Origin of the sequence: Pseudomonas sp. R4-39-08, from assembly GCF_003852275.1 — a bacterium.
Classification (GTDB): Bacteria; Pseudomonadota; Gammaproteobacteria; order Pseudomonadales; family Pseudomonadaceae; genus Aquipseudomonas.
Genome location: NZ_CP027733.1, coordinates 3,845,268 through 3,869,274 on the forward strand (window position 1 = coordinate 3,845,268; position 24,007 = coordinate 3,869,274).

Here is a 24,007-nt window from a genome sequence, read left to right on the forward strand (position 1 = left end):
TCTGCCCGTTGGGCGCGTATCAGCCTTCAGATTCGGCCGAGCATTTCCTTGGCCTCGCCACGCTGGGTCTCGTTGCCCTCGGTCAGCACTTCGGAAAGGATGTCCTTGGCGCCATCGGCGTCGCCCATGTCGATATACGCCTGGGCCAGGTCCAGCTTGGTGGCGACTTCATCGGAGCCCGACAGGAAATCGAACTCGGGCTCGTCGTCACCGAGCGCTGCATCTTCAGCGGTGAAGGTCGGCTCGATGGAGGGATGCTCCAGGCTCTGGGACAGGCGGTCCAACTCGGCGTTGACGTCGTCCAGTTCCGAAGCGAAGGCATCCGGCTTGGCCGTCGATTCGGGCTCGTCCGCCAGGGAGAGGTCGAAATCTTCCGGCAAATCAAAGTCATCCAGCGCTGCCGGGGTCAAGGTCGGCGGCTCGGCGGCGGGTACGTCCTTCATCTGTTCTTCGAGCCCGGACAGGAAGTCGTCATCGGACTGCGCGGACGCCGGTGCATCCAATTGCAGATCCAGGTCGAAGTCCGACAGGTCATCTGCGCTGGCGTTGGCTGCGGTCTGCTGCTCAAGAAGCGCCTCGAATGACTGATCGCCCTTGACCTCTGCCGGCGATGCCGCCTCCAGGTCGTCCAGGCTCAGGTCAAAATCGGTATCCAGAGACTCTGGCTGCGGCGCAGCCGGCTTGTCTTCCAGCAGGTCCTTGACGTACTGGGCGTCCAGGGCGGCGGCGGCCACTGCGGCGCTCACACCTGCTGCCACCACCGCCATGGCCGGGAAGCGACCTTTGAGCTGCTCGACCTGGGCGTGGTTTTCACCCGTGGCCACCAACTGACGCTCCTGGCTGACAAAACCGTTCTTGTCATTCTGCAGGCCGTAGACTTCCATCAGCTTCAAACGCAGGTCACTGCGCTTGGGCTCCTGCTTGATCGCTTGCTCAAGCACATCAGCCGCCTGGTTCAGGTGGCCCCGGTCGATATGGGACTGGGCTTGGGACAACGCGTCACTGGAGGTCGGGGCGACGGCGGCCGCCAGCGGTGCCAGCACGGAGGCGACGGTAGGCACAACTGGCTCAACCACCGGAACGGGTGCAGGCGCGGGTGCCCGCGTGACGCTCGGCGGCGGTACTTCCAGGCCTTCGAAACTGTCGGGTGGCAGGTCGCGATCGATATTCGACGTGAACTCCGGCTCTTCAGCCAGCGCGCGCGCCATGCGCAGGTGCTTTTCTTCTTCAAGACGGGCGTTGCGATGGCGCACCCACAGCAGCAGGAGCAACAGCGCCAGAATCACGGCCGCGCCACCGAGCACACCGAGCACCACAGGGTTAGTCAGAAGCTCATTGAATTTGCCTTCGGTGGTTGCAGGCGCGGCAACCGGTTTGGTCGGCTCGGGAGCAGGGGTCGCTACCGGGGCTGCCGGGGCTGGCGCCGGTTCACCGGCCAACTGCGCAGGCGCTGCCGCCGCTGCCGCCGCTGCGGGCACAGCCGCATCACCCTTCTCGGCCTGCAGACGGGCCAACTGATCATTCTTCAGTTGAATCAGCTTTTGCAGCTTGTCCAACTGGCTTTGCAGATCTGCCGCGCGGCTTTTGAGCTCTTCATTGTCGCGACGGGTGGTGTCTAGTTGCTCTTGGGTCATCGCCAGCTTGTCGCTCAACGCACGGCTATCACCGGCCTTGCCTGCTGCACCTTTTTTGGCGGACTCGGCCGACACCAGGCTCAAGTTGTCCTTGGCGCTGGTGCTCGACGGTGCATTGCCAGTCTCGGTGCGCTTGGTAGCATCCAGCTGGGCCTTACCCGCCACTTGCTGGGCGGCGGTGCGGCGGCCCTGACGCCAGGCAGCGTTCTGCGCCGTCACTTCGGCGATCGCTTGCGGTTGCCCCAGCGCGGTGCTTTGCACGGTGTCCGGCAGGCGCAGGACCTGGCCGGTTTTCAGGCGGTTGATGTTGCCGTCGATAAACGCATTCGGGTTGAGCGCCTGAATGGCCAGCATCGTCTGCTGCACAGAGCCACCATTGCGGTTTTTCTCGGCAATTTCCCACAAAGTATCGCGAGCAGTGGTGGTATGTTGCGCTGGCTTGCTGACGGCGGTCGCGGTACTGGCCGGCGCACTCAAGCGCGGCGCTGGCGCACTGGCAGCCGGTGTGGATTGGTCGAATTTGGCGGGATCGAGCAGCACGCTGTAGTCACGCATGAGTCGGCCGTTCGGCCACTGCACCTGCAACAGGAAGCGCACATAGGAATCAGGCAACGGTTTGCTGGAGGTGACACGCACCACGCTGCGGCCGTTGGGATTGACCACCGGTGTGAAGGTGAGGTCGTCGAGAAAGGCCTGGCGATCGACACCGGCATCGACGAACGCCTGGGACGAGGCCAGGCTCGGGGTGATCTCGGACGCCGTAAGCCCGCCGACGTCGAGCAACTCGATTTCCACCGACAGCGGCTGGTTCAACTTCGACTTGAGGGTCATCTCCCCGAGTTGCAGCGCCTGCGCCATACCGGAGGACAGCGCCGAGGCGGCCGCTATTGCTAACACCAGTTTGCGAACTTGAACCATAGCCTCATCCTTTGTCTGAACACTCCCCGGCTTTCGAGAAGGTTGGTAACCGCTGCCATAAGGCATGGCGAGCCGATAGGTCACCGACGCGCTTGTGTTCCGCTTTTGGCCAAGCATAGCGCTTGGTGAGAATCAATCTACAAATTGGCGCCAAGTATCTTTTACGCAAGGTCTTTTATCAACAACCGCGCCAGCTGCACGGCATTGAGCGCAGCGCCTTTGCGTACGTTATCTGACGTCAGCCACACATTTAGTTCCGCCGGGTCGTCCACACCTGCGCGCACTCGCCCTACATAAACAACGTCCTGACCCACCGCATCGCCTACTGCCGTTGGGTAGTCGCCCGCCTCGACCAGCTCGATACCCGGCGCCGCATCCAGTACACGGTTCACCTCAGCCAGATCGGCCGGCGCCCCCAACTGCAGCGACACAGTCAGGCTATCGCCAAAAAACACCGGGGCTTGAACGCAGGTTGCGGAAATCTTCAGCAACGGAGTTTCCAGCACGGCCCGCAGTTCATGTACGAGACGTTTCTCCAGGGCTGTATGACCTTGGGCGTCTGGCGTGCCGACTTGTGCCAGCAGGTTGAAGGCTACTTGCCGATCAAAGAAGGTCGGCTCCAATGGGCGTACATTCAACAGCTCGGCTGTCTGGCGGGCCAACTCGCTGACGGCTTCGCGGCCCAGGGCCGACACGGCCAGGTTGGCGGTGACACTCACGCGTTGGATATCCAGCAGACCGCGCAACGGCGCCAGCAGCACCGCCAGGTTGGTTGCGGACGGGCTCGGGCTGGCGATTTGAAAGGGTTTTTTCAAGCCCTTGAGCACATGGGCGTTGGCTTCCGGCACCACGGGCGGCGCCTGTTCGGCAGGCAATGCGCCAGACAAGTCGATCACCGAGCAACCGGCAGCGATGGCACGTGGGGCGAAGCTCAGGGTTACCGCCGGGCCGGCCGCGAAAAAGGCCAACTGCGCCTTGCTGAAGTCGAATTCATCGACTTCCTTGACCCGCACGTTCTTGCCCCGGAACGGTACCGATGCACCGGCGGAGTTGTTGCCGGCCAGCAAATACAGGGTGCCTACCGGGAAGTCCAGCTCTTCGAGAATCTGCACCAGGGTTTCGCCAACGGTACCGGTGGCGCCGATCACGGCGATTTCAAAGGTCTGGGTCATGGGGCTGCCTCGGGCATTGCGGGGGGAGCGGCACTTTACCGGGTGGTTGGGGGTGAGGCAATTAGCCTGGGGGCTTGTGGTGTGGCTGAGGGCCCTATCGGGGGCAAGCCCTAATGCAAGTCAGTTAAGGCTTTTGTAGGAGCGAGCTTGCTCGCGAAAAACGTCAACGATAACGCGTGCTTCCTGAATAAACGCGGTGCCTGTGAGTTTTTCGCGAGCAAGCTCGCTCCTACAGACGGTGGTGTACGCTTAACTGACTGGCATTAGGGCAAGTCCGAAAGCCCAACAAAAAACCCGCGCCTGTCACCAGGCTGCGGGTTTCTCTTATTGCATCAAGCGATCAACGCTCCAGCAGAATCCGCAGCATGCGACGCAACGGCTCAGCCGCGCCCCACAACAGCTGGTCGCCCACGGTGAACGCGCCGAGGAACTGGCTGCCCATGTTCAGCTTGCGCAGGCGGCCCACCGGTACATTCAGGGTGCCGGTGACCTTGGTTGGGCTCAGCTCCTGCATGCTGATCTCACGGTTGTTCGGCACCAGCTTGACCCAGGGATTGTGCTGGCTGATCAGCCCTTCGATATCGGCAATCGGCACATCTTTGTTCAGCTTGATGGTCAACGCCTGGCTATGGCAGCGCATGGCGCCAATGCGTACGCAGATGCCGTCCACCGGGATCGGGTTCTTGAAGCGCCCGAGGATCTTGTTGGTCTCGGCCTGGGCCTTCCACTCTTCGCGGCTCTGGCCGTTCGGCAGTTCCTTGTCGATCCACGGGATCAGGCTACCGGCCAACGGCACGCCGAAGTTCTCGGTCGGATAGGCGTCGCTGCGCATGGCTTCGGCCACGCGGCGGTCGATATCGAGGATCGCACTGGCCGGGTCGGCCAATTGATCAGCCACCGCTGCGTGGGTTGCGCCCATCTGCTTGATCAGCTCACGCATGTTCTGTGCACCGGCGCCGGAGGCCGCCTGGTAGGTCATGGCGCTCATCCACTCGACCAGGCCGGCTTCGAACAAGCCACCCAGGCCCATCAGCATCAGGCTGACGGTGCAATTGCCGCCGACGTAGTTCCGAGTGCCGGCATCCAGTTGCTGGTCGATGACCTTGCGGTTGACCGGGTCGAGGATGATCACTGCATCGTCCTGCATGCGCAGGCTCGACGCGGCGTCGATCCAGTAGCCCTGCCAGCCGGCTTCGCGCAGCTTGGGGAAGACTTCGCTGGTGTAGTCGCCGCCCTGGCACGTCAGGATCACATCGAGGGTCTTCAGCTCTTCAATGCTATAGGCGTCTTTGAGCGGGGCAATATCCTTGCCCACGGACGGCCCTTGGCCACCTACGTTCGAAGTGGTGAAAAACACCGGCTCGATAAGATCGAAATCCTGCTCTTCCAGCATCCGCTGCATGAGCACGGAACCGACCATACCGCGCCAACCGATCAGACCTACACGTTTCATCGCAACTACACCTTGTTAAAAAGTGGGCCGCCTTGCAGCGATAACTGCAAGCGGGCCCGAGAGATTACAGATTCCGCAGCGCGGCGACTACAGCGTCGCCCATTTCTTGCGTGCCTACCCGGGTGCAACCCTGCGACCAGATGTCGCCGGTGCGCAAACCCTGGTCCAGCACCAGGCTCACGGCCTTCTCGATCGCGTCGGCCGCGTCAACCAGGTTGAAGCTGTAACGCAGCATCATCGACACCGACAAAATGGTCGCCAGCGGGTTGGCAATACCTTGGCCGGCAATGTCCGGCGCCGAGCCGTGGCAAGGCTCGTACATGCCCTTGTTGTTGGTATCCAGGGACGCCGACGGCAGCATGCCGATGGAACCGGTGAGCATCGAGGCCTGGTCGGAGAGGATGTCGCCGAACAGGTTGTCGGTGACGATCACGTCGAACTGCTTCGGCGCACGCACCAGTTGCATGGCGGCGTTGTCGACGTACATGTGGCTCAGTTCGACGTCCGGGTAGTCCTTGGCGACTTCTTCAACGATTTCGCGCCACAGTTGGCTGGAAGCCAATACGTTGGCCTTGTCCACCGAGCAGACCTTCTTGCCGCGCACGCGGGCCATGTCGAAACCGACGCGGGCGATACGGCGAATTTCGCTCTCGCTGTACGGCAGGGTGTCATAGGCCTGGCGCTCGCCGTTCGCAAGTTCGCGCACACCGCGTGGCGAGCCGAAATAGATACCGCCGGTCAGCTCACGGACGATCAGGATGTCCAGGCCGGCGACCACTTCCGGCTTGAGGCTCGACGCCTCGGCCAACTGCGGGTAAAGAATCGCCGGACGCAGGTTGCCGAACAGGCCCAGTTGCGCGCGGATTTTCAACAGGCCGCGCTCAGGGCGGATATCACGCTCGATCTTGTCCCACTTCGGCCCACCCACGGCGCCCAGCAGCACGGCGTCGGCGGCGCGGGCGCGCTCCAGGGTCTCGTCGGCCAGGGGCACGCCGTGCTTGTCGATGGCCGCGCCGCCGATCACGTCGTGGCTCAGCTCGAAGCCCAGGCTGTACTTGCTGTTGGCGAGCTCCAGGACCTTGACCGCTTCGGCCATGATTTCCGGACCGATACCGTCGCCAGGGAGAATCAGAATCTGCTTGCTCATGGGTTCCTCATTTCATCGAGCGACCTGCCCATGGGCAGGTCGGGAAAAATCAATCAGCGTTCGGCCCACACCACCAGCACGTCGGTGCTGAAGGTGCCGTCGGCTTGAATTTCGTAATAATCGCGAACTTCCTGGCCCATCGCCTGTTGCAGCTCCAGGATCGCCGCGCGCAAGGCCGGCGGGGTGCGCATGCGCTCGACCCACGAAGTGTATTCCAGGCGCAGGCGTTGGCGGCTGCTGTTGCGTACATGCAAACCGGCTTCGCTGAGCTGGCGCATCCACTCGGCGGCAGAATAATCGCGCACATGGCTGGTGTCGCGCAGCACTTCGACGGTTTGCAGGTAAGTGTCCAGCAACGGGCTGCCCGGTGACAACACATCCACGAACGCTGCTACGCCACCGGGTTTGAGCACCCGACGCACTTCGCGCAGGGCCAGGCCGAGGTCGCTCCAGTGGTGGGCGGAGTAGCGGCTGAACACGAAGTCGAATTCGCCATCGGCAAACGGCAGGCATTCAGCCGCGCCGTTAACCGTGCTGATATTGGTCAAACCGCGATCTTGCGCAGCGGCGGCGACCACATCGAGCATCTGCTGGGACAGGTCGTAGGCCACCACTTCCTTGACCAGCGGGGCAACCTGGAAACTCACATGCCCGGCACCGCAGCCCAAGTCCAGCAGTCGCGCCGCGCCCTGCCCGGCCAGTTCGGCCTGGAGCAGCGCGAATTCGGTGCCCTGGGCGTGCACGGCACTGCTCAGGTAGGCCGAGGCTTGCTCGCCGAATTGTTTTTGCACGACTTGGGTGTGGGCGGTGCTGGTCATGGGGGCTTTCCTTGGGTTTTGTGGTGTTGACACTGGCCTCATCGGGGGCAAGCCCCCTCCCACATTTGAAGGTATTCACAATTCAAAGTGTGGGAGGGGGCTTGCTCCCGATGGCGGCGGTCCTGCCTGCATCAATCGCGAAACAACCAGGGCTGGCTCGCCCGGTGCCTGGTTTCAAACGCTGCAATCGCGTCGCCGTCCTGCAAAGTCAGGCCGATATCGTCCAGGCCATTGATCAGGCAGTGCTTGCGAAAGGCATCCACCTCGAAGTGATACACCTTGCCGTCCGGACGGGTCACGGTCTGCGCGGCCAGGTCGACAGTCAGTTGGTAGCCCACATTGGCTTCCACTTGCTGGAACAGCTCATCCACTTCGGCGTCGCTCAAGATGATCGGCAGCAAGCCGTTCTTGAAGCTGTTATTGAAGAAGATGTCGGCGTAGCTCGGCGCGATGATGCTGCGAAAACCATATTCTTCCAGGGCCCACGGCGCGTGTTCACGGCTGGAGCCGCAACCGAAGTTTTCCCGGGCCAGCAACACGCTGGCGCCCTGGTAACGCTCGGCGTTGAGCACGAAATCTTTGTTCAGCGGGCGCTTGGAGTTGTCCTGGTAGGCGTAACCCACATCCAGGTAGCGCCATTCGTCGAACAGGTTGGGGCCAAACCCGGTGCGCTTGATCGACTTCAAAAACTGCTTGGGGATGATCTGGTCGGTGTCCACGTTGGCACGGTCCAACGGCGCTACCAGACCGGTATGCTGGGTAAAAGCTCTCATCGGGATTTCCTCAGATCAATTCGCGAACGTCGATGAAACGACCGTTGACGGCAGCGGCGGCAGCCATGGCCGGGCTGACCAGGTGAGTACGGCCACCGGCGCCCTGACGCCCTTCGAAGTTACGGTTGGAGGTCGATGCGCAATGCTCGCCGGATTCCAACCGGTCCGGGTTCATCGCCAGGCACATGGAGCAGCCCGGCTCACGCCATTCGAAGCCGGCTTCGAGGAAGATCTTGTCCAGGCCCTCGGCTTCGGCCTGGGCTTTGACCAGCCCCGAGCCGGGAACCACGATGGCTTGCTTGATGGTCGAGGCCACTTTGCGGCCCTTGGCGATCACGGCGGCGGCGCGCAGGTCTTCGATCCGCGAGTTGGTGCAGGAGCCGATGAACACGCGATCCAGCTGGATATCGGTAATCGCCTGGTTGGCCTTCAGGCCCATGTACTTGAGGGCGCGCTCAATGGAGCCGCGCTTGACCAGGTCGGGTTCCTGGGCCGGGTCCGGCACGTTCTGGTCGACGGCCAGCACCATTTCCGGTGATGTGCCCCAGCTGACTTGCGGTTTGATCTGGGTTGCGTCGAGCTCGACCACGGTGTCGAACACCGCATCGGCGTCGGATACCAGGTCTTTCCAGGCGTGCACCGCTGCGTCCCAATCGGCGCCTTTTGGTGCGAATGGGCGACCCTTGACGTATTCGATGGTTTTTTCGTCCGCCGCCACCATGCCCACGCGGGCACCGGCTTCGATGGACATGTTGCAGATGGTCATGCGGCCTTCGATAGACAGGTCGCGAATGGCGCTGCCGGCGAACTCGATGGCATGCCCGTTACCGCCGGCGGTGCCGATCTTGCCGATCACGGCGAGGACGATGTCCTTGGCGGTCACGCCGAATGGCAAGGTGCCTTCGACGCGTACCAGCATGTTCTTCATCTTTTTGGCGACCAGGCACTGGGTGGCGAACACATGTTCCACCTCGGATGTGCCGATACCATGGGCCAATGCGCCGAACGCACCGTGGGTCGACGTGTGCGAGTCACCGCACACCACCGTCATGCCCGGCAAGGTCGCGCCCTGCTCCGGGCCGATCACGTGGACGATGCCTTGACGCACGTCATTCATCTTGAATTCGGTGATGCCATATTCGTCGCAATAGTCGTCGAGGGTCTGCACCTGCAAGCGCGACACAGTATCGACAATGGCGTCGATCCCGCCCTTGCGCTCCGGGGTGGTCGGCACGTTGTGGTCCGGCGTGGCGATGATGGAGTCGACGCGCCATGGCTTGCGCCCGGCCAGCCGCAGGCCTTCGAACGCTTGAGGCGAGGTCACTTCATGGATGATGTGACGGTCGATGTAGATCAGCGACGACCCATCATCGCGCCGTTTCACTTCATGGGAATCCCAAAGCTTGTCGTAAAGCGTTTTGCCGGCCATCAGTCGGTCCTCATCAGCGGTGTTTCTATGCGCCGGGCTTTTCTATAACCCTTTGGCTTGTGAGGCTGATGGTATGGCGCTAGATTAAATAACTCAAATTCATATTTTTCATGCTTTGGATTACCAACTGGAATACCACCATGGACCTGGCCAACCTCAACGCCTTTATCGCTATTGCCGAGACCGGCAGCTTCTCCGGCGCCGGTGAGCGCCTGCACCTGACCCAGCCGGCCATCAGCAAACGCATCGCCGGCCTGGAGCAACAATTGAAGGTGCGCCTGTTCGATCGCCTGGGCCGTGAAGTGGGCTTGACCGAAGCTGGGCGAGCTTTGCTGCCGCGTGCTTATCAGATCCTCAACGTGCTGGACGACACCCGCCGCGCCCTGACCAACCTCACTGGAGAAGTCAGCGGGCGCCTCACGCTGGCGACCAGCCACCATATCGGCCTGCATCGCCTACCGCCGGTCCTGCGTACCTTCACTCGGCAGTACCCGAACGTGGCGCTGGATATTCAATTCCTCGATTCAGAAGTGGCCTACGAAGAAATCCTCCACGGTCGCGCCGAAGTGGCAGTGATCACCCTGGCGCCCGAGCCGCACAACCTGGTGCGCGCGACGCCGGTATGGGACGACCCGCTGGATTTCGTGGTGGCCCCCGAACACAGCCTGATCAGCAACGGCTCCGTCAGCCTGGCCGATATCGCCGGGCACCCTGCGGTGTTTCCCGGAGGGAACACCTTTACCCACCATATTGTCAGCCGTCTATTCGAGGCCCAGGGGCTGACGCCGAACATCGCCATGAGCACCAACTATCTGGAGACGATCAAAATGATGGTGTCCATCGGCCTGGCCTGGAGCGTGTTGCCACGCACCATGCTCGATGCCCAGGTGGCAAGTATCGCTTTGCCGGGCATACAGCTCAGTCGCCAGCTAGGCTATATCGTGCACACCGAAAGGACGCTGTCGAACGCTGCGCGGGCTTTCATGAGCCTATTGGATGCACAGGTCGATCTGCCAGGGCTACCGGCATGACATTGTGCGGCCTCGGGTTTCAGGTAAACCGCGCTGTCTTCCATCGAGCCAAGGCCCTTTGAATAATGCCCAACCCCGTTGATTCCGTGCCACCGCTGCCCCGCATCTACGCCCTGGACCCTCAAGAGGCGGAACAACGCTGGGACAGCGCCCCGCAACTGCTGTCGGCACTCAATGCCGCGCGGCTGGGCGCATGGTGCTGGGAAATCGACACGGGCAAAATCAGCTGGTCGCGAGGCACTCAGGCATTGTTTGGCTACGATCCGCGCCAGCCGCTGCCCAACGACCTCAATTACCTCGACCTGCTGGCACCGGAAGACCGTGCCCGCGTGGTACGGGCGTTTCACGCGGTGCTGGCCGGCGAACCGGTCGAACAGGCCATGCATCACCGCATCCAGTGGCCCGATGGCAGCCTGCACTGGCTGGAAATCAATGGCAGCCTGGTGCCGGACAAAAACGGCAAGCGCCGGATGATCGGGGTGATCCGCGAGATCACTCACCAGCGCGAGCGGGAACAGGCGCTCAGCCACTCTGAAAAGCGCTTCGCCACGCTCTTCCACCTGTGCCCGAACATGGTGCTGCTGACGCGTCAGGCCGACGGCCTGATCAGCGAAGCCAACCAGCATTTCGAAATGCTGTTCGGCTGGCCGGTGGCTCACGCCATCGGCCGCACCACCCTGGAGTTGGGCCTGTGGCGTCATCCGGAGCAGCGCGCGCACCTGGTCAAGGCCACCCAGCGCAAAGGTGAATCCATCACCATGGAAGTGCAGTTCTGCGCCAGCAACGGGCAGATCCACGATGGCACGCTCAGCGCGCAAAAGGTCGAACTGGAGGGCGAGGCCTATCTGATCAGCACCTTCCTCGACACCACCGAGCGCAAAAACGCCGAGCAAGCGCTGAAAGACAGCCAGGAACGCCTGGATCTGGCGCTGGACTCGGCACAACTGGGCACCTGGGACTGGCACATTCCCACCGGCATGCTCTACGGCTCGGCCCGCGCCGCCCAACTCCACGGCCTGCCGTGCGAACCCTTCCACGAATCCTTCGATGCATTTTTTGAAGGCATGTCCGATGAGGACCGCGAGGGCATGCGCCATGCGTACCGCAACCTGCGTGAAGGCCCGGGCGACAATTACCAGCTGACCTATCGCGTGCCGGTCGAGGACGGCAGCTCGCGCTATCTGGAAAGCCGCGCACGCCTGTATCGCGATGAATCCGGCAAGCCCCTGCGCATGGCCGGGACCTTGCTCGACATCACCGACCAAGTGGAGCGCGAGCAACGCCTGAGCGCTTCCGAGGAGAAATTCGCCAGCCTGTTCCAGGCCAGCCCCGATCCAATCTGCGTCACCTGCCTGGACAGCGGCGCGTTTATCGAGATCAACCCGGCGTTCACCCAGACCTTTGGCTGGACCGCCGCCGAAGTGTTCGACAAAAGCGCCGAGCAGATCGGCTTGTGGGATGAGTCGAGCAAGCGCCTGCAACGCATCGAGCGGGTGATTCGCGAGCAGTCATTGAGCAATGTGGCCATCGTGGTGCATGCCAAGAACGGCCAGAGCCTGACCTGCGTGATTTCCAGCCGCTTGGTCAAGGTCAATGAGCAGCCGTGTATCGTCACCACCCTGCGCGACATCACCCAGCAGCAACGCTCGGAGGCGGCGCTCAAGGCCAGTGAGGAGAAGTTCGCCAAGGCCTTCCATTCCAGCCCCGACGCCATATCGATCACCGAGCGCGACACCGGTCGATATGTGGAGGTCAATGACGGGTTTTGCCGCCTGACCGGCTATCGCGCCGAAGAAGCCATCGGCCTCACCCTGTACCAGATTGGCATCTGGGCCGATGAAAACCAGCGTACCGCGCTGCTGGCCGAGCTGCAGATCAAGGGACGCATCCATCATCTGGAAATGCTATGGCACAACAAACTGGGCGACGTGCTGGCGGTGGAGGTGTCGGTCGAACCGATTACCTTGAATGAAACGCCGTGCCTGCTACTGACCGCGCGTGACGTGAGCCTGCTGAAAAACGCCCAGGCCCAGATCCGCCACCTGGCCTATCACGACCCGCTGACCAACCTGCCCAACCGTGCGCTGCTGATGGACCGCCTGAGCCAGCAGATCGCCCTGCTCAAGCGCCACAACCTGCGCGGCGCCTTGCTGTTTCTCGACCTCGACCACTTCAAGCATATCAATGACTCCCTCGGTCACCCGGTGGGCGACACCGTATTGAAAATCGTCACCGCACGCCTGGAAGCCAGTGTGCGCATGGAGGATACGGTGGCGCGCCTGGGCGGTGATGAGTTCGTGGTGCTGCTCAGCGGCTTGGAGGGTTCACGCACGCAAGTCAGCGGCCAGGTGCAGGAACTGGCCGATACCCTGCGCGAATTGCTCTCCGAGCCGATGTTCCTCGACGGCCACCGCCTGCAAGTAACGCCGAGCATCGGCGTGGCGTTGATCCCCGACCATGGCACCACGCCCGCCGATTTGCTCAAGCGCGCCGACATCGCCCTGTACCGCGCCAAAGATTCCGGGCGCAACACCATTCAGATGTTCCACAACAGCATGCAGAAAACCGCCAGCGAGCGCCTGCGCATGGAAACCGACCTGCGCCTGGCCTTGTCCCGCGGCGAATTCAGCGTGCACTACCAGCCCCAGGTGGATGCGCGTGGCAACAAGATTGTCGGCGCCGAGGCCCTGGTGCGCTGGCAGCATCCCCAACTGGGTGCGCAGTCGCCGGCCGAATTTATCAAGGTGCTGGAGGACAGCGGCTTGATCCTGGAAGTGGGCACCTGGATCCTCGACGAAGCGTGCAGCGCATTTGCGCAGTTGATTGCCGACGGCCTGGTGGACCCGCTGAATTTCAGCCTGTGCGTGAATATCAGCCCCCGGCAGTTTCGCCAGAACGACTTTGTGGAACGGGTCGAACGCAGCCTCACGCAGCACCACCTGCCCTACAGCTTGCTGAAGCTTGAAATCACTGAAGGCATCGTGATCCAGAACCTGGACGATACGGTGTTGAAAATGCGCCGCCTGAAAAAACTCGGCATCAGCTTTGCGATGGATGACTTTGGTACGGGCTACTCATCCCTGACCTACCTCAAGCGCCTGCCGGTGGACGCGTTGAAAATCGACCAGTCGTTCGTGCGCGACGCGACGCACGATCCCAATGACGCTGAAATCATCCGCGCCATTGTCGCCATGGCCCGCAGCTTGAATCTTGAGGTGATTGCCGAAGGGGTGGAAACCGCAGAGCAATTGGCATTTTTGCAGAAGCTCGGCTGCCATTTGTATCAGGGGTACCTGCATAGCCGGCCACTGCCGATAGAGGGATTCAGGCAGTTACTGGAATAGATGTGTTTGAAACGCAGCATTGAAACAATATGCAGCCTGGGTTATCCCTGCCCAGGTGCATCAGGGTCAAACCAGTGCTACGGCCTGACCACGTGTGGGGACTCGCCCCTGTTTACCCCACATCTCCTCGCGGCCATTGATGACCGCCACCGAATGCCCGGTCCGGTTGCACATGCCTATCTGCCCGCGTGCAAGCTCACTGACCGACACTGTTTTCATGTGGCTTTTTAACCCAAGGCGCAGAAACCCTTCTCCCGGACCGTTCTCATCCTCTCCATCGTTCAGACTGCGGATCGCGGCCTGAAAACTGCGACCGGCCGTACGATCGTTGTTTTCCATCTGCGCACGCTTGGCGCTGACGGCGAACAGGAACTGCGCATCCTTCAGCATGCCGGTGTCGGGCCCGCTGAACTTGGCGCCCCGGGCGCCCTCCGCCAGCTCGCGGTCGGTCAACGTGAGCCGAAAGCCATCACGCATGAACACCTGATAACCGTCGCTCGTCTTGGCCACCTCCTTGAAAATATCCGTGGGGCTTTGACCGAATCGATACATTGCAGCCTTGATCGCCGACACCGTCACGCAATTGCCATCCGGGCCCTGGCGAAAGCCACTCCAGATATTGTCCGGCTTCGCACCGCCGCGCTTGGTCGACAAACCCGGAATGTTCGCTGCGGCATCAGGCCTGGGTAATACCGGTTGGGGCGTTACTTGCGGAACAATAGGCGGGGGTAAAGGATTAGTGTCAGGAACATGCTTGTCTTTTTTATCAACTACGAGAGCGAGCAGCTGAGAAAAGAGTGAAGCAAATATAGCCACGATTGCACTGATCGATGGCGAGTCGTTCCCGGCACCTGGCAAACTTTGCGATTTATCACCATATGCCATGACAGGCATTGTCCTGACCGACTCGCGACCGACATTGGGTCTGATCGCAGTTTCATTACTGGCAGTGAGTGCATCGATTGACAGGGACGGCCTTACATCAATGACCCGCGCAATATTATTAATTGGAAAAATTGACATAGAGTTCTCCACACAGGCATCTCCTCGAAACGAACTTTCGAAAAGATGCCTGCACTTATAAAAGATTAAACGCGACAGCTATCGTTAGAACCTGGAACTTAGCCGATGATTAAAGCGTCCATGCCTGCCAGCGTCGACAGGACCTGGACTGGTCAGATCCGGGGCGGGAGTGTCGGGCAAAGGCGTCGGTTTTGTATCCGGCAACACCTGGGGTTGAGGCTTGATATCCATCGGCACGTTCGGCCTCGGGATATTGCCCGGAAGCACCGCTGGCTGGGGCTGGGCGTCTGGCAGTATGGGTGGCTGAGGCCGCGTATCCGTGGAAACCCTCGGTGTCGGCAGTCGGTCCGGCGACACCTTTCCATCCGGGCAGTGGCAATGATTTAGGACCACATTCACCTGAACGTTTGTCTTGGGGTCATTGTTCACGCTTATCTCGGGCTTGGGCACCGTTGGCGGAAATGGCGAGGGGCGCGGCTTATTTCCGTCGGGCACGATGACCGAAACATCAGCAGGTTGCGGCAGCACTCGCACCGTGGCGGCGTCCGGTTTTACCAGCTCCTTGCGGCCATCCGGCACCACCGGCAGCGTGCCTGCGTCCGGCTTGACCAGCTCCTTGCGGGCATCCGGCAGCACCGGCAACTTGCCTGCGTCCGGCTTGACCAACTCCTTGCGGGCATCCGGCAGCACCGGCAACTTGCCTGCGTCCGGCTTGACCAACTCCTTGGGGGCATCCGGCAGCACCGGCAACTTGCCTGCGTCCGGCTTGACCAACTCCTTGGAGGCATCCGGCAGCACCGGCAACTTGCCTGCATCCGGCTTGACCAGCTCCTTGGAGGCATCCGGCAGCACCGGCAACTTGCCTGCGTCTGGCTTGACGAGTTCCTTGCGGGTGTCCGGCGCAACCGGTTGTTTGTCCGGATCGGGCTTAATCGTGGTCTTGCCTGAAAATATGTCGCGCATGGTCCTGAAGATGCCTTCCAGCATATCGAACAGTTGCCGCAAAGCAGTCTCGGGGGTCAGCGCCGTATTGCGCAAACCTTGAGTATCGTCAAGACGCAATGACGTCTGAAGCACCGTTGCCCCAGGGGTCTGAGCGCTCGGCTTTACAATAAGCTTATTGTTCGAAACTGCTGGCTGATCAAGGCCAGATGTATCGCCCCTTACCAAAGGCGGAGTGTGAATCGACATAGACATTCGCGAGTTCCTTTATTCCATACAACCTGACCGGTTAATGGCCAGAGGGAGTGATAGTTTTAAGACTGAATAACCACAGCGCTGTTTCGCAGTCCCACCATTCGTGGGGAGTTAGGCTATCGAGTTCCGAAATTCGCAGTTCATATAAGGAAACCAAAGCGCATTATCAGACTTTGCCTCATGGACAATTTACGCCAAGCCTTGATTCATGGCTTATTTGAGGTTCAAGTGTGGTCACACGCGCTAATACTCGGTAGGCAAGTCACTCATCGATAACATTTCTCGCATCTACTCGTCGGTGGTTTGTGTTAACTCGCCGACAAAAAAGGCGCCTGCAGTGGCGCCTTCTTTAGATGGATATAAGCAGTGGTCGTTGATTGGCGTCAGGCAGCCAGTGGATGAGGCATCCCCAACAGGCGACTGACCTGCTCCAGGTCGGTCTCGCGGCGCATCGCCGTAAACAGCTGCACCGCCTCAGGGTAGTTGCGCGTCAGCATCGCCAGCCATTGCTTCAAGCGGCCGGGCGCCTGGCGCTCAGTCAATTGCGCCACCGATTGGGCCCAGAACTCCTGGAGCATCGGCCGCATTTCGGCCCAGGACATTTCCACCACCTCCTGCCCTGCGCGTGCCGCCGCGATCTGCCGCGCCAGGTCAGGGCGCGCCACCAGGCCACGGCCCAGCATGATGTCTTCGGCGCCGCTGACTTCGCGGCAACGCTGCCAATCTTCGACGCTCCAGATGTCACCATTGGCAAACACCGGCACCTTGACCACTTCCTGCACCCGCGGGATCCACTCCCAATGGGCCGGCGGCTTGTAGCCATCGGTTTTAGTACGTGCATGCACCACGATATGCGCGGCGCCGCCTTCGGCCAGCGCCGTGGCGCAGACCAGCGCGCCATCCGGGCTGTCGAAGCCCAGGCGCATTTTAGCAGTGACTGGGATATGGGCCGGCACCGCACGGCGCACATGCTCGACGATCCGGTTGAGCAGCTCCGGCTCCTTGAGCAGCACTGCACCGCCTCGGGACTTGTTGACGGTCTTGGCCGGGCAGCCGAAATTGAGGTCGATCACCTGCGACCCCAACTCGCAGGCCAGGGCGGCGTTTTCCGCCAGGCATACCGGGTCAGACCCGAGCAATTGCACGCGCAGCGGCACGCCCGCCGCAGTCTGGGCGCCGTGCAGCAGTTCCGGGGCGAGCTTGTGGAAATAGGCAGGGGTGAGCAAGCGGTCGTTGACGCGGATGAATTCGGTCACGCACCAGTCGATACCGCCCACGCGGGTCAGCACGTCCCGCAGGATGTTGTCGACCAACCCCTCCATGGGCGCCAAAGCAATTTGCATGGAAAACACTCAACAAAAATCGTGGCGCAGTTTACTGGGTTTCCCGCAACAACCGTTAACCCCCTGTCAGCGCAGGCCCATAGCCCTCGATAAACTCGACGGGCATGCGCTTGGGCCTGCCGCTGGACAGCTCGATGCATACAAAGGTGGTTTGCGCGCGCAGCAAGGTGGCGCCGTCACGCGGGCGTATCAGCTGGAAACGCCGCGTCATCTTCAGACGCTGGTCCCAATCGACGATCCACGTGGCCAGTTGCAGTTCATCGCCTTCGTAGCCGGCCGCCAGGTAGTCGATCTCATGACGCACCACGGCCATGGCACGGTCAAGGCGCCGATACTCGGTAAGGTCCAGCCCCAGGCGCTGGGAATGGCGCCAGGCGCAACGCTCCAGCCAGGACACGTACACCGCGTTATTGGCGTGCCCCAGGCCGTCGATGTCCTCAGGGGCGACCTGCAGATCGATGATAAACGGCGTTGCCAAATCCCAGCCCATGCCTTGCTCCAGTCGATTGATGTCGGCGGGCGCAGTGTATCAGGCGGTTTGGCGCGCCTGTAAATGGCAGCTTGCCAACAGGGCAAGTACGCCTTCGATCACGCGCGGGTCGGCCAGGACCTTCTGATGCCCGCCCTGCTCCAGGCGCAGCAGGCGGCTGTCGAACCAGGCCTCGTGAATGGCTTGAGAGGCCTTGACCGGGACGAATGTATCGTCTTCGGCATGCACGATCAGGCCGGGAAGGTTCATGTGGTAATGGGCGACATCCAAGTGCTTGAGCGGCATGCCGAAAGACAGCTCCACCGCGTGGATAAACGCCGAACACGCGCGCGGCGGCAAACCCACCATTCGCGTGAAGCCGCGCAGCGCATCGAGGAACCGCGATGGTGCAGCGATGCTCACCAACGCCTGCGTGCGCAGCCCCAGTTGCACCGCCAGCATCGCGCTGGCGCCGCCCATCGAGTGGCCGACCACCGCATGCAGCGCAGGCAGCTCAGCCGCCGCCTCGAGCATGGCCCGGGCGAACAACAGCACGTTTGCTTCGCGCCCCGGCGAATGTCCATGGGCCGGGCCGTCCAGCGCAATCACCGAATAGCCGTTCTCTACCAATGCCGTAATCAGGCTGGCGAACTGGGTAGGCCGCCCTTCCCAACCGTGCATCAGCAACACCGCCGGCCCCTGCCCCCAACGTAGCGCCGACAGGCCGAAACGCAAGGTGATGCGCTCAGATTGCGCCAGCAGCGGCAGCTCCCACGCGCGCGGCGGCAGCTCACGGGGCGTCATGAAGGTGCGACGCATCCTGTTGGCCGCCATTTGCGGAGCAAGTCGGCCGACAGTGCCGTTGAAGCCACGAACCCAGGTCAAGTCGCCCATGCGGTGAACCCTCTTCAGCGTACCGCCGACTTGGCGGCCCGCAATACACGATCGGACAGCTCGCCGGGGCCGAGGGCCCGCGCCAGTGTCAGGCCGCCGATCATCAACGCCATGTCGGCCAGCGCCTTGTCGGTGTCTTCCGGGCTGGCCGCCAGTTGAGCTGCCATCAGCTCGCAGTGTTCGCTCAAGGCCTGGCGGAATTCGTCCGGCAAACGGCCCATCTCGCCGACTGTCGCCGGCAGCGGGCACGCCTGGGCGGTGGAGTCGCGGTGTTTGCGCGACAAGTAAAACGCCGCCACCAGGCTTCGGCGCTCTTCGCCGGTGAGTGTTGAGTCGATGTCTTCGATCGCCGCGCGACGCTTGGCCAATAGCTGAGTGAACGCCTCCAGCATCAGCGCGTCCTTGCTTTCAAAGTGCGCATAAAAACCACCGACCGTCAGCCCCGCCGCCCCCATGACTTCGCCGACGCTCGGCTCAGCCGGGCCACGCTGGACCAATGCCGCGCTGGCAGCCTGCAATATGCGTTCGCGAGTTTGCGCTTTCTTGTCGCTCATCAAAGCCTCCGTCTGTCATGGGTTGAATATTATTACCATAATAATATTGCGCAAGCGAGAAGCGTGACCACTGGTCAGAACGCAAAAAGGAAGTAAGGAGAGAGTTGGCCAAACGCCAGACAAACAAAAGGGCCATTCAATAATTGAATGACCCTTAAAAATCCCGCAAAGCGGGTAATCGTGGCGTCCCCTAGGGGACTCGAACCCCTGTTACCGCCGTGAAAGGGCGGTGTCCTAGGCCACTAGACGAAGGGGACACAAACCTTCTGTACAGTGATCGGTGCTTGGACCGATCGATTCAAGGACGGTGTGGCCGCAACCTTGAACCTGTAAATTGGTGGAGCTAAACGGGATCGAACCGTTGACCTCTTGCATGCCATGCAAGCGCTCTCCCAGCTGAGCTATAGCCCCGATTTTTCGCCTGGCGGCGCAGCAGACCTTTCGAACTGCTTGTTGAAACTGGCGTCCCCTAGGGGACTCGAACCCCTGTTACCGCCGTGAAAGGGCGGTGTCCTAGGCCACTAGACGAAGGGGACAAAACCTTCTGTACAACTGATCGGCGCTGAGTGCCGATCGATTCAAGGACGGTGTGGCCAGACCTTGAACCTGTAAATTGGTGGAGCTAAACGGGATCGAACCGTTGACCTCTTGCATGCCATGCAAGCGCTCTCCCAGCTGAGCTATAGCCCCTCATCGGTGAGGACGGGGCGAATCTTAATGGCGGTTTCGAAACGTGTCAAATTTATTTTCAACAATTTTCAAAATTTTTTGCCGGGATAACAATCACTTACCGACGAAACCCCGGAAAACCGGGGTTTCGTGCTTACAGCCACCTGCTTAAGCGATAGCGCCCAGCAGTTTTTCCCACTCTTTGTTTTCTTTCTTTGAAACACCACCAAGCAAATCAAGGGCTTGGCGCAGACGGAAACGCGTGAGGTCCGGACCGAGGATTTCCATCGCGTCGAGCACCGACACCGAACTGGCCTGCCCGGTAATCGCGGCAAACATCAGCGGCATGGCATCGCGCAATTTCAGTTCCAGGGACTCGACCACCGCCTGGATCGTCGCCGTGATCGCATCCTTCTCCCATTGGCGCAGGCTTTCGAGCTTCCACAGGATCAACTGCATCAGCTGGCGTACCTGGTCACCCGAAAGCTTTTTCGATTCGAACAGCTTGACGTCCGGGTTCACGCCACCGGCGAAGAAGAAGCTGGCCAACGGCGCAACCTGGCTGAACGTCTCCACCCTGCCCTGCACCAGCGGCGCGATCTTCATCATGTACTCGGGGTTGAGCGCCCATTGCTGCACGCGGCTGGCAAACTCTTCCACCGGCAGGTCACGCAGCCACTGGCCGTTGAGCCACGACAGCTTCTCGATATCGAAAATCGGCCCGCCCAGGGAGACGCGGGACAGGTCGAAGTTATCGACCATTTCCTGCAGCGAGAACTTCTCGCGCTCATCCGGCATGGACCAGCCCATGCGCCCCAGGTAGTTGAGCATCGCCTCGGGCATGAAGCCCATGCGCTCGTAGAAGGTCACCGACGTCGGGTTCTTGCGCTTGGACAGCTTGCTCTTGTCGGGGTTACGCAGCAGCGGCATGTAGCACAACTGCGGCTGTTCCCAGCCGAAGTATTCGTAAAGCAGGATCAGCTTCGGCGCCGACGGCAGCCATTCTTCGCCGCGCAGCACGTGGGTGATGCCCATCAGGTGATCATCGACCACGTTGGCGAGGAAGTACGTCGGCAGGCCGTCGGTCTTCATCAGCACCTGCATGTCCATGCGATCCCACGGGATCTCGACGTCACCGCGCAGCATGTCCGGCACCACGCATACGCCTTCGCTCGGCACTTTCATGCGGATCACATGGGGCTCGCCGGCGGCCAGGCGCGCGGCCACTTCTTCTTTCGATAGCAGCAATGCACGGCCGTCGTAGCGCGGCGTCTCGCCACGGGCCTGTTGCTCGGCGCGCATCTGGTCGAGTTCTTCGGCGGTGCAGAAGCAGGGGAACGCATGGCCCATGTCCACCAGCTGCTGGGTGTACTTTTTATAGATGTCGCTGCGCTCGCTCTGGCGATACGGGCCGTGAGGGCCGCCGACGTCCGGGCCTTCGGCCCAGGTGATACCCAGCCAGCGCAGCGCATCGAAAATCTGCTGCTCCGACTCGCGGGTGGAGCGCAGTTGATCGGTGTCTTCGATCCGCAGGATGAATTCACCGCCGTGCTGCTTGGCAAAGCAGTAGTTGAACAAGGCGATGTAAGCAGTGCCGACGTGGGGATCCCCAGTAGGCGATGGCGCAATGCGCGTGCGGACGGTGGTCATGGCAGGTCTCGAATGGGCGATATAACTGAAAATTGAAACAAGGGGCGAATGGTAACAGCCCAAAGCGCCTTATTGTAGGAGCGAGCTTGCTCGCGAAGAACGCAAGGACACCACGTTTAGCCAGAAGACCCCGCGTTATCGTTGACGATTTTCGCGAGCAAGCTCGCTCCTACAGTGGGTGGTTTTATACGGTGAGCAAGCGCTCGCGCAACTTGCCAATCTCATCCCGCGTCTGCGCCGCGGCCTCGAACTCAAGATCGCGCGCCAACTGGTACATCTTCTCTTCCAACTGGCGAATCCGCTTGGTGATCTCACTCGGCGAGCGCAGTTCGTTCTCGTACTTGGCGCTTTCTTCGGCGGCCTTGGCCATGCCCTTGCGCTTCTTGCTGCGCGAGCCGGGCACGGTGGCGCCTTCCATGATGTCGGCGACATCCTTGAACACGCCTTTGGGCGTGATGCCATGCTCCAGGTTGAACGCGATCTGCTTCTCGCGACGGCGATCGGTCTCGCCAATCGCCCGCTCCATGGACCCGGTGATGCGGTCCGCATACAGGATCGCCCGGCCATTGAGGTTACGCGCCGCACGGCCGATGGTCTGGATCAGCGAGCGCTCGGAGCGCAGGAAACCTTCCTTGTCCGCATCCAGGATCGCCACCAGCGACACCTCCGGCATGTCCAGGCCTTCGCGCAGCAGGTTGATGCCCACCAGCACATCAAAGGTACCCAGGCGCAGGTCGCGAATGATTTCCACACGCTCCACGGTGTCGATGTCCGAGTGCAGGTAGCGCACGCGCACGCCGTGGTCGGCCAGGTAATCGGTCAAGTCTTCGGACATGCGCTTGGTCAACGTGGTGACCAGCACGCGCTCTTCCAGGGCCACGCGTTTGTTGATTTCCGACAGTAGGTCGTCAACCTGGGTCAGCGCCGGGCGGATTTCGATTTGCGGGTCCACCAGGCCAGTCGGGCGCACCAGCTGCTCGATCACCCGGCCGGCATGTTCGGCCTCATAGTTGCCGGGCGTGGCGGAGACAAAGATGGTCTGCGGGCTGATGGCTTCCCATTCGTCAAAGCGCATCGGCCGGTTATCCAGCGCCGACGGCAGACGGAAGCCGTATTCCACCAGGGTTTCCTTGCGGGAGCGGTCGCCCTTATACATCGCGCCCACTTGCGGCACGCTGACGTGGGACTCGTCGATCACCAGCAAGGCGTCCGGCGGCAGGTAATCATAGAGGGTCGGCGGCGGCGCACCGGACTCGCGGCCCGACAGGTAGCGCGAGTAGTTTTCGATGCCGTTGCAGTAACCCAGCTCCAGGATCATCTCCAGGTCGAAGCGGGTGCGCTGCTCCAGGCGCTGGGCCTCCACCAGCTTGTTGTTGGCGCGCAGGTATTCCAGGCGCTCGGCCAACTCGACCTTGATGCCCTCGATGGCGCCCATCAGGGTTTCACGCGGGGTCACGTAGTGGCTTTTCGGGTAGAAGGTGAAGCGCGGCAGTTTGCGGATCACCTCGCCGGTCAACGGGTCGAAGGCCGACAGGCTTTCGACTTCATCGTCGAACAGCTCGATGCGGATCGCTTCCAGGTCGGATTCTGCCGGGTAGATATCGATCACATCGCCGCGCACGCGGAATGTGGCGCGGGCAAAGTCCATGTCGTTGCGGGTGTACTGCAGGCTCGTCAGGCGCCGTAGCAGTTCGCGCTGGTCGAGTTTGTCGCCGCGGTCGACGTGCAGCACCATTTTCAAATAGGTTTCCGGGCTGCCCAGGCCGTAAATGCACGACACCGTGGTGACGATGATCGCGTCCTTGCGTTCCAGCAGGGCCTTGGTCGCCGACAGCCGCATCTGCTCGATATGGTCGTTGATCGACGCGTCCTTCTCGATAAATGTATCGGAGGACGGCACATACGCTTCCGGCTGATAGTAGTCGTAGTAGGAAACGAAATATTCGACCGCGTTGTTCGGGAAGAACGCCTTGAACTCACCGTACAACTGTGCGGCGAGGGTCTTGTTCGGTGCCAGCACCAGGGTCGGGCGCTGCACCTGCGCGATCACATTGGCGATGCTGAAGGTCTTGCCTGAACCGGTCACCCCGAGCAACGTCTGATGCGCCAGGCCGGCCTCGATACCTTCGACCATCTGGCGAATGGCTTCCGGCTGATCGCCGGCGGGTTCAAAACGGGTGACGAGCTGGAAATCCGACATAACGTACCTCGTGTGGTCACCCCAGACTCAACACCGCCAGGGACGAAATAGCTCAGCAACCCGCGAATAGTCATCGCAGGCTGCAGGAAAAAACCATGATAGCCGTAGTAGTGGTGACGAATGTGACGGGTTTCAAGGTAATCGCCCTACCTTCGTCCGGGATCCATATTGCAATAAGACTAACGGTCGGCAAATAAACCGAAAAACTTGGCCGAAAAGCCATTTCGGCTGTCGCCCTCAGCAGTGATGGCCTCTATACTAGCTCCCCGTTTGTGCACCGCTCTAGTGC

General features: G+C 61.1%; 17 protein-coding genes and 4 tRNA genes. 2 read left to right on the forward strand and 19 right to left on the reverse strand.

Going from position 1 to position 24,007, the window contains the following annotated elements:
- Positions 1 to 26 precede the first annotated feature (26 nt).
- From C4J88_RS17745 to leuC, 7 genes are all read right to left on the reverse strand, one after another.
- Positions 27 to 2,552 carry a FimV/HubP family polar landmark protein gene (locus C4J88_RS17745; RefSeq protein ID WP_124407703.1) on the reverse strand — a complete coding sequence of 842 codons (2,526 nt, stop codon included), beginning with the start codon at positions 2,550 to 2,552 and terminating at the stop codon, positions 27 to 29.
- 161 nt (positions 2,553 to 2,713) lie between these two features.
- On the reverse strand, positions 2,714 to 3,724 hold the full coding sequence (locus tag C4J88_RS17750) for an aspartate-semialdehyde dehydrogenase (protein WP_124407704.1): 1,011 nt from the start codon (positions 3,722 to 3,724) through the stop codon (positions 2,714 to 2,716).
- Positions 3,725 to 4,064: 340 nt separating this feature from the next.
- Positions 4,065 to 5,177, reverse strand: a complete 1,113-nt coding sequence (gene asd / locus C4J88_RS17755; protein WP_124363600.1) for an aspartate-semialdehyde dehydrogenase — start codon at positions 5,175 to 5,177, stop codon at positions 4,065 to 4,067.
- A gap of 64 nt (positions 5,178 to 5,241) precedes the next feature.
- Positions 5,242 to 6,324: a 3-isopropylmalate dehydrogenase gene (leuB, locus tag C4J88_RS17760; protein ID WP_124371256.1), complete on the reverse strand. Its 1,083-nt coding sequence runs from the start codon at positions 6,322 to 6,324 to the stop codon at positions 5,242 to 5,244.
- A gap of 53 nt (positions 6,325 to 6,377) precedes the next feature.
- Positions 6,378 to 7,142, reverse strand: coding sequence for a class I SAM-dependent methyltransferase (locus tag C4J88_RS17765; protein ID WP_124407705.1), 765 nt, complete (start codon positions 7,140 to 7,142; stop codon positions 6,378 to 6,380).
- Between the two features lie 131 nt (positions 7,143 to 7,273).
- Positions 7,274 to 7,915, reverse strand: a complete 642-nt coding sequence (gene leuD / locus C4J88_RS17770) for a 3-isopropylmalate dehydratase small subunit (RefSeq protein WP_124363603.1) — start codon at positions 7,913 to 7,915, stop codon at positions 7,274 to 7,276.
- Between the two features lie 10 nt (positions 7,916 to 7,925).
- Positions 7,926 to 9,344, reverse strand: coding sequence for a 3-isopropylmalate dehydratase large subunit (gene leuC, locus C4J88_RS17775; RefSeq protein ID WP_124407706.1), 1,419 nt, complete (start codon positions 9,342 to 9,344; stop codon positions 7,926 to 7,928).
- Positions 9,345 to 9,484: 140 nt separating this feature from the next.
- On the opposite strand from leuC, the gene C4J88_RS17780 reads away from it, so the two are divergent.
- Both C4J88_RS17780 and C4J88_RS17785 read left to right on the forward strand, forming a co-directional pair.
- On the forward strand, positions 9,485 to 10,375 hold the full coding sequence (locus C4J88_RS17780; protein ID WP_124407707.1) for a LysR family transcriptional regulator: 891 nt from the start codon (positions 9,485 to 9,487) through the stop codon (positions 10,373 to 10,375).
- 65 nt (positions 10,376 to 10,440) lie between these two features.
- A complete protein-coding gene (locus C4J88_RS17785) occupies positions 10,441 to 13,719 on the forward strand; it encodes a PAS domain S-box protein (protein WP_124407708.1) in 3,279 nt (1,092 codons plus the stop codon).
- Between the two features lie 66 nt (positions 13,720 to 13,785).
- Here the strand turns inward: C4J88_RS17785 and C4J88_RS27820 are convergent, their stop codons facing one another.
- The 12 genes from C4J88_RS27820 to uvrB all read right to left on the reverse strand — a co-directional run bounded on the left by C4J88_RS27820 (position 13,786) and on the right by uvrB (position 23,718).
- A complete protein-coding gene (locus C4J88_RS27820; protein WP_256659043.1) occupies positions 13,786 to 14,742 on the reverse strand; it encodes a hypothetical protein in 957 nt (318 codons plus the stop codon).
- An 84-nt stretch (positions 14,743 to 14,826) separates the two neighbouring features.
- The gene (locus C4J88_RS17795; RefSeq protein WP_124407709.1) at positions 14,827 to 15,939 is read right to left on the reverse strand and encodes a hypothetical protein; all 1,113 of its coding nucleotides are present in this window, start codon (positions 15,937 to 15,939) and stop codon (positions 14,827 to 14,829) included.
- A gap of 383 nt (positions 15,940 to 16,322) precedes the next feature.
- Entirely contained in the window at positions 16,323 to 17,282 is a 960-nt protein-coding gene (locus C4J88_RS17800; protein WP_124407710.1) for a tRNA-dihydrouridine synthase, read from the reverse strand.
- Between the two features lie 55 nt (positions 17,283 to 17,337).
- The gene (locus tag C4J88_RS17805) at positions 17,338 to 17,772 is read right to left on the reverse strand and encodes a thioesterase family protein (protein WP_124367683.1); all 435 of its coding nucleotides are present in this window, start codon (positions 17,770 to 17,772) and stop codon (positions 17,338 to 17,340) included.
- A gap of 39 nt (positions 17,773 to 17,811) precedes the next feature.
- Positions 17,812 to 18,645 (reverse strand): alpha/beta hydrolase, encoded by an 834-nt coding sequence (locus C4J88_RS17810; RefSeq protein ID WP_124407711.1) that lies wholly within the window; start codon positions 18,643 to 18,645, stop codon positions 17,812 to 17,814.
- Between the two features lie 14 nt (positions 18,646 to 18,659).
- Positions 18,660 to 19,199 (reverse strand): TetR/AcrR family transcriptional regulator, encoded by a 540-nt coding sequence (locus C4J88_RS17815; RefSeq protein ID WP_124367685.1) that lies wholly within the window; start codon positions 19,197 to 19,199, stop codon positions 18,660 to 18,662.
- 181 nt (positions 19,200 to 19,380) lie between these two features.
- Positions 19,381 to 19,456 (reverse strand) — tRNA-Glu (locus C4J88_RS17820).
- 78 nt (positions 19,457 to 19,534) lie between these two features.
- A tRNA-Ala gene (locus tag C4J88_RS17825) sits at positions 19,535 to 19,610 on the reverse strand.
- Between the two features lie 49 nt (positions 19,611 to 19,659).
- A tRNA-Glu gene (locus tag C4J88_RS17830) sits at positions 19,660 to 19,735 on the reverse strand.
- A 78-nt stretch (positions 19,736 to 19,813) separates the two neighbouring features.
- Positions 19,814 to 19,889 (reverse strand) — tRNA-Ala (locus C4J88_RS17835).
- Positions 19,890 to 20,036: 147 nt separating this feature from the next.
- Positions 20,037 to 21,518, reverse strand: coding sequence for a glutamate--tRNA ligase (gene gltX, locus C4J88_RS17840; protein WP_124367686.1), 1,482 nt, complete (start codon positions 21,516 to 21,518; stop codon positions 20,037 to 20,039).
- A gap of 184 nt (positions 21,519 to 21,702) precedes the next feature.
- On the reverse strand, positions 21,703 to 23,718 hold the full coding sequence (gene uvrB, locus C4J88_RS17845; protein ID WP_124363613.1) for an excinuclease ABC subunit UvrB: 2,016 nt from the start codon (positions 23,716 to 23,718) through the stop codon (positions 21,703 to 21,705).
- Positions 23,719 to 24,007 lie beyond the last annotated feature (289 nt).

Bases quoted from the DNA above. Each gene is read 5' to 3' on its own strand.
- C4J88_RS17815 (WP_124367685.1), bottom strand. From the start codon at position 19,199: ATGAGCGACAAGAAAGCGCAAACTCGCGAACGCATATTGCAGGCTGCC.
- leuB (WP_124371256.1), bottom strand. From the start codon at position 6,324: ATGAGCAAGCAGATTCTGATTCTCCCTGGCGACGGTATCGGTCCGGAA.
- leuD (WP_124363603.1), bottom strand. From the start codon at position 7,915: ATGAGAGCTTTTACCCAGCATACCGGTCTGGTAGCGCCGTTGGACCGT.
- uvrB (WP_124363613.1), bottom strand. From the start codon at position 23,718: ATGTCGGATTTCCAGCTCGTCACCCGTTTTGAACCCGCCGGCGATCAG.
- C4J88_RS17810 (WP_124407711.1), bottom strand. From the start codon at position 18,645: ATGGGCGACTTGACCTGGGTTCGTGGCTTCAACGGCACTGTCGGCCGA.
- leuC (WP_124407706.1), bottom strand. From the start codon at position 9,344: ATGGCCGGCAAAACGCTTTACGACAAGCTTTGGGATTCCCATGAAGTG.
- C4J88_RS17785 (WP_124407708.1), top strand. From the start codon at position 10,441: ATGCCCAACCCCGTTGATTCCGTGCCACCGCTGCCCCGCATCTACGCC.
- C4J88_RS17745 (WP_124407703.1), bottom strand. From the start codon at position 2,552: ATGGTTCAAGTTCGCAAACTGGTGTTAGCAATAGCGGCCGCCTCGGCG.
- C4J88_RS17765 (WP_124407705.1), bottom strand. From the start codon at position 7,142: ATGACCAGCACCGCCCACACCCAAGTCGTGCAAAAACAATTCGGCGAG.
- gltX (WP_124367686.1), bottom strand. From the start codon at position 21,518: ATGACCACCGTCCGCACGCGCATTGCGCCATCGCCTACTGGGGATCCC.
- C4J88_RS27820 (WP_256659043.1), bottom strand. From the start codon at position 14,742: ATGTCAATTTTTCCAATTAATAATATTGCGCGGGTCATTGATGTAAGG.
- C4J88_RS17750 (WP_124407704.1), bottom strand. From the start codon at position 3,724: ATGACCCAGACCTTTGAAATCGCCGTGATCGGCGCCACCGGTACCGTT.
- C4J88_RS17795 (WP_124407709.1), bottom strand. From the start codon at position 15,939: ATGTCTATGTCGATTCACACTCCGCCTTTGGTAAGGGGCGATACATCT.
- C4J88_RS17780 (WP_124407707.1), top strand. From the start codon at position 9,485: ATGGACCTGGCCAACCTCAACGCCTTTATCGCTATTGCCGAGACCGGC.
- C4J88_RS17805 (WP_124367683.1), bottom strand. From the start codon at position 17,772: ATGGGCTGGGATTTGGCAACGCCGTTTATCATCGATCTGCAGGTCGCC.
- asd (WP_124363600.1), bottom strand. From the start codon at position 5,177: ATGAAACGTGTAGGTCTGATCGGTTGGCGCGGTATGGTCGGTTCCGTG.
- C4J88_RS17800 (WP_124407710.1), bottom strand. From the start codon at position 17,282: ATGCAAATTGCTTTGGCGCCCATGGAGGGGTTGGTCGACAACATCCTG.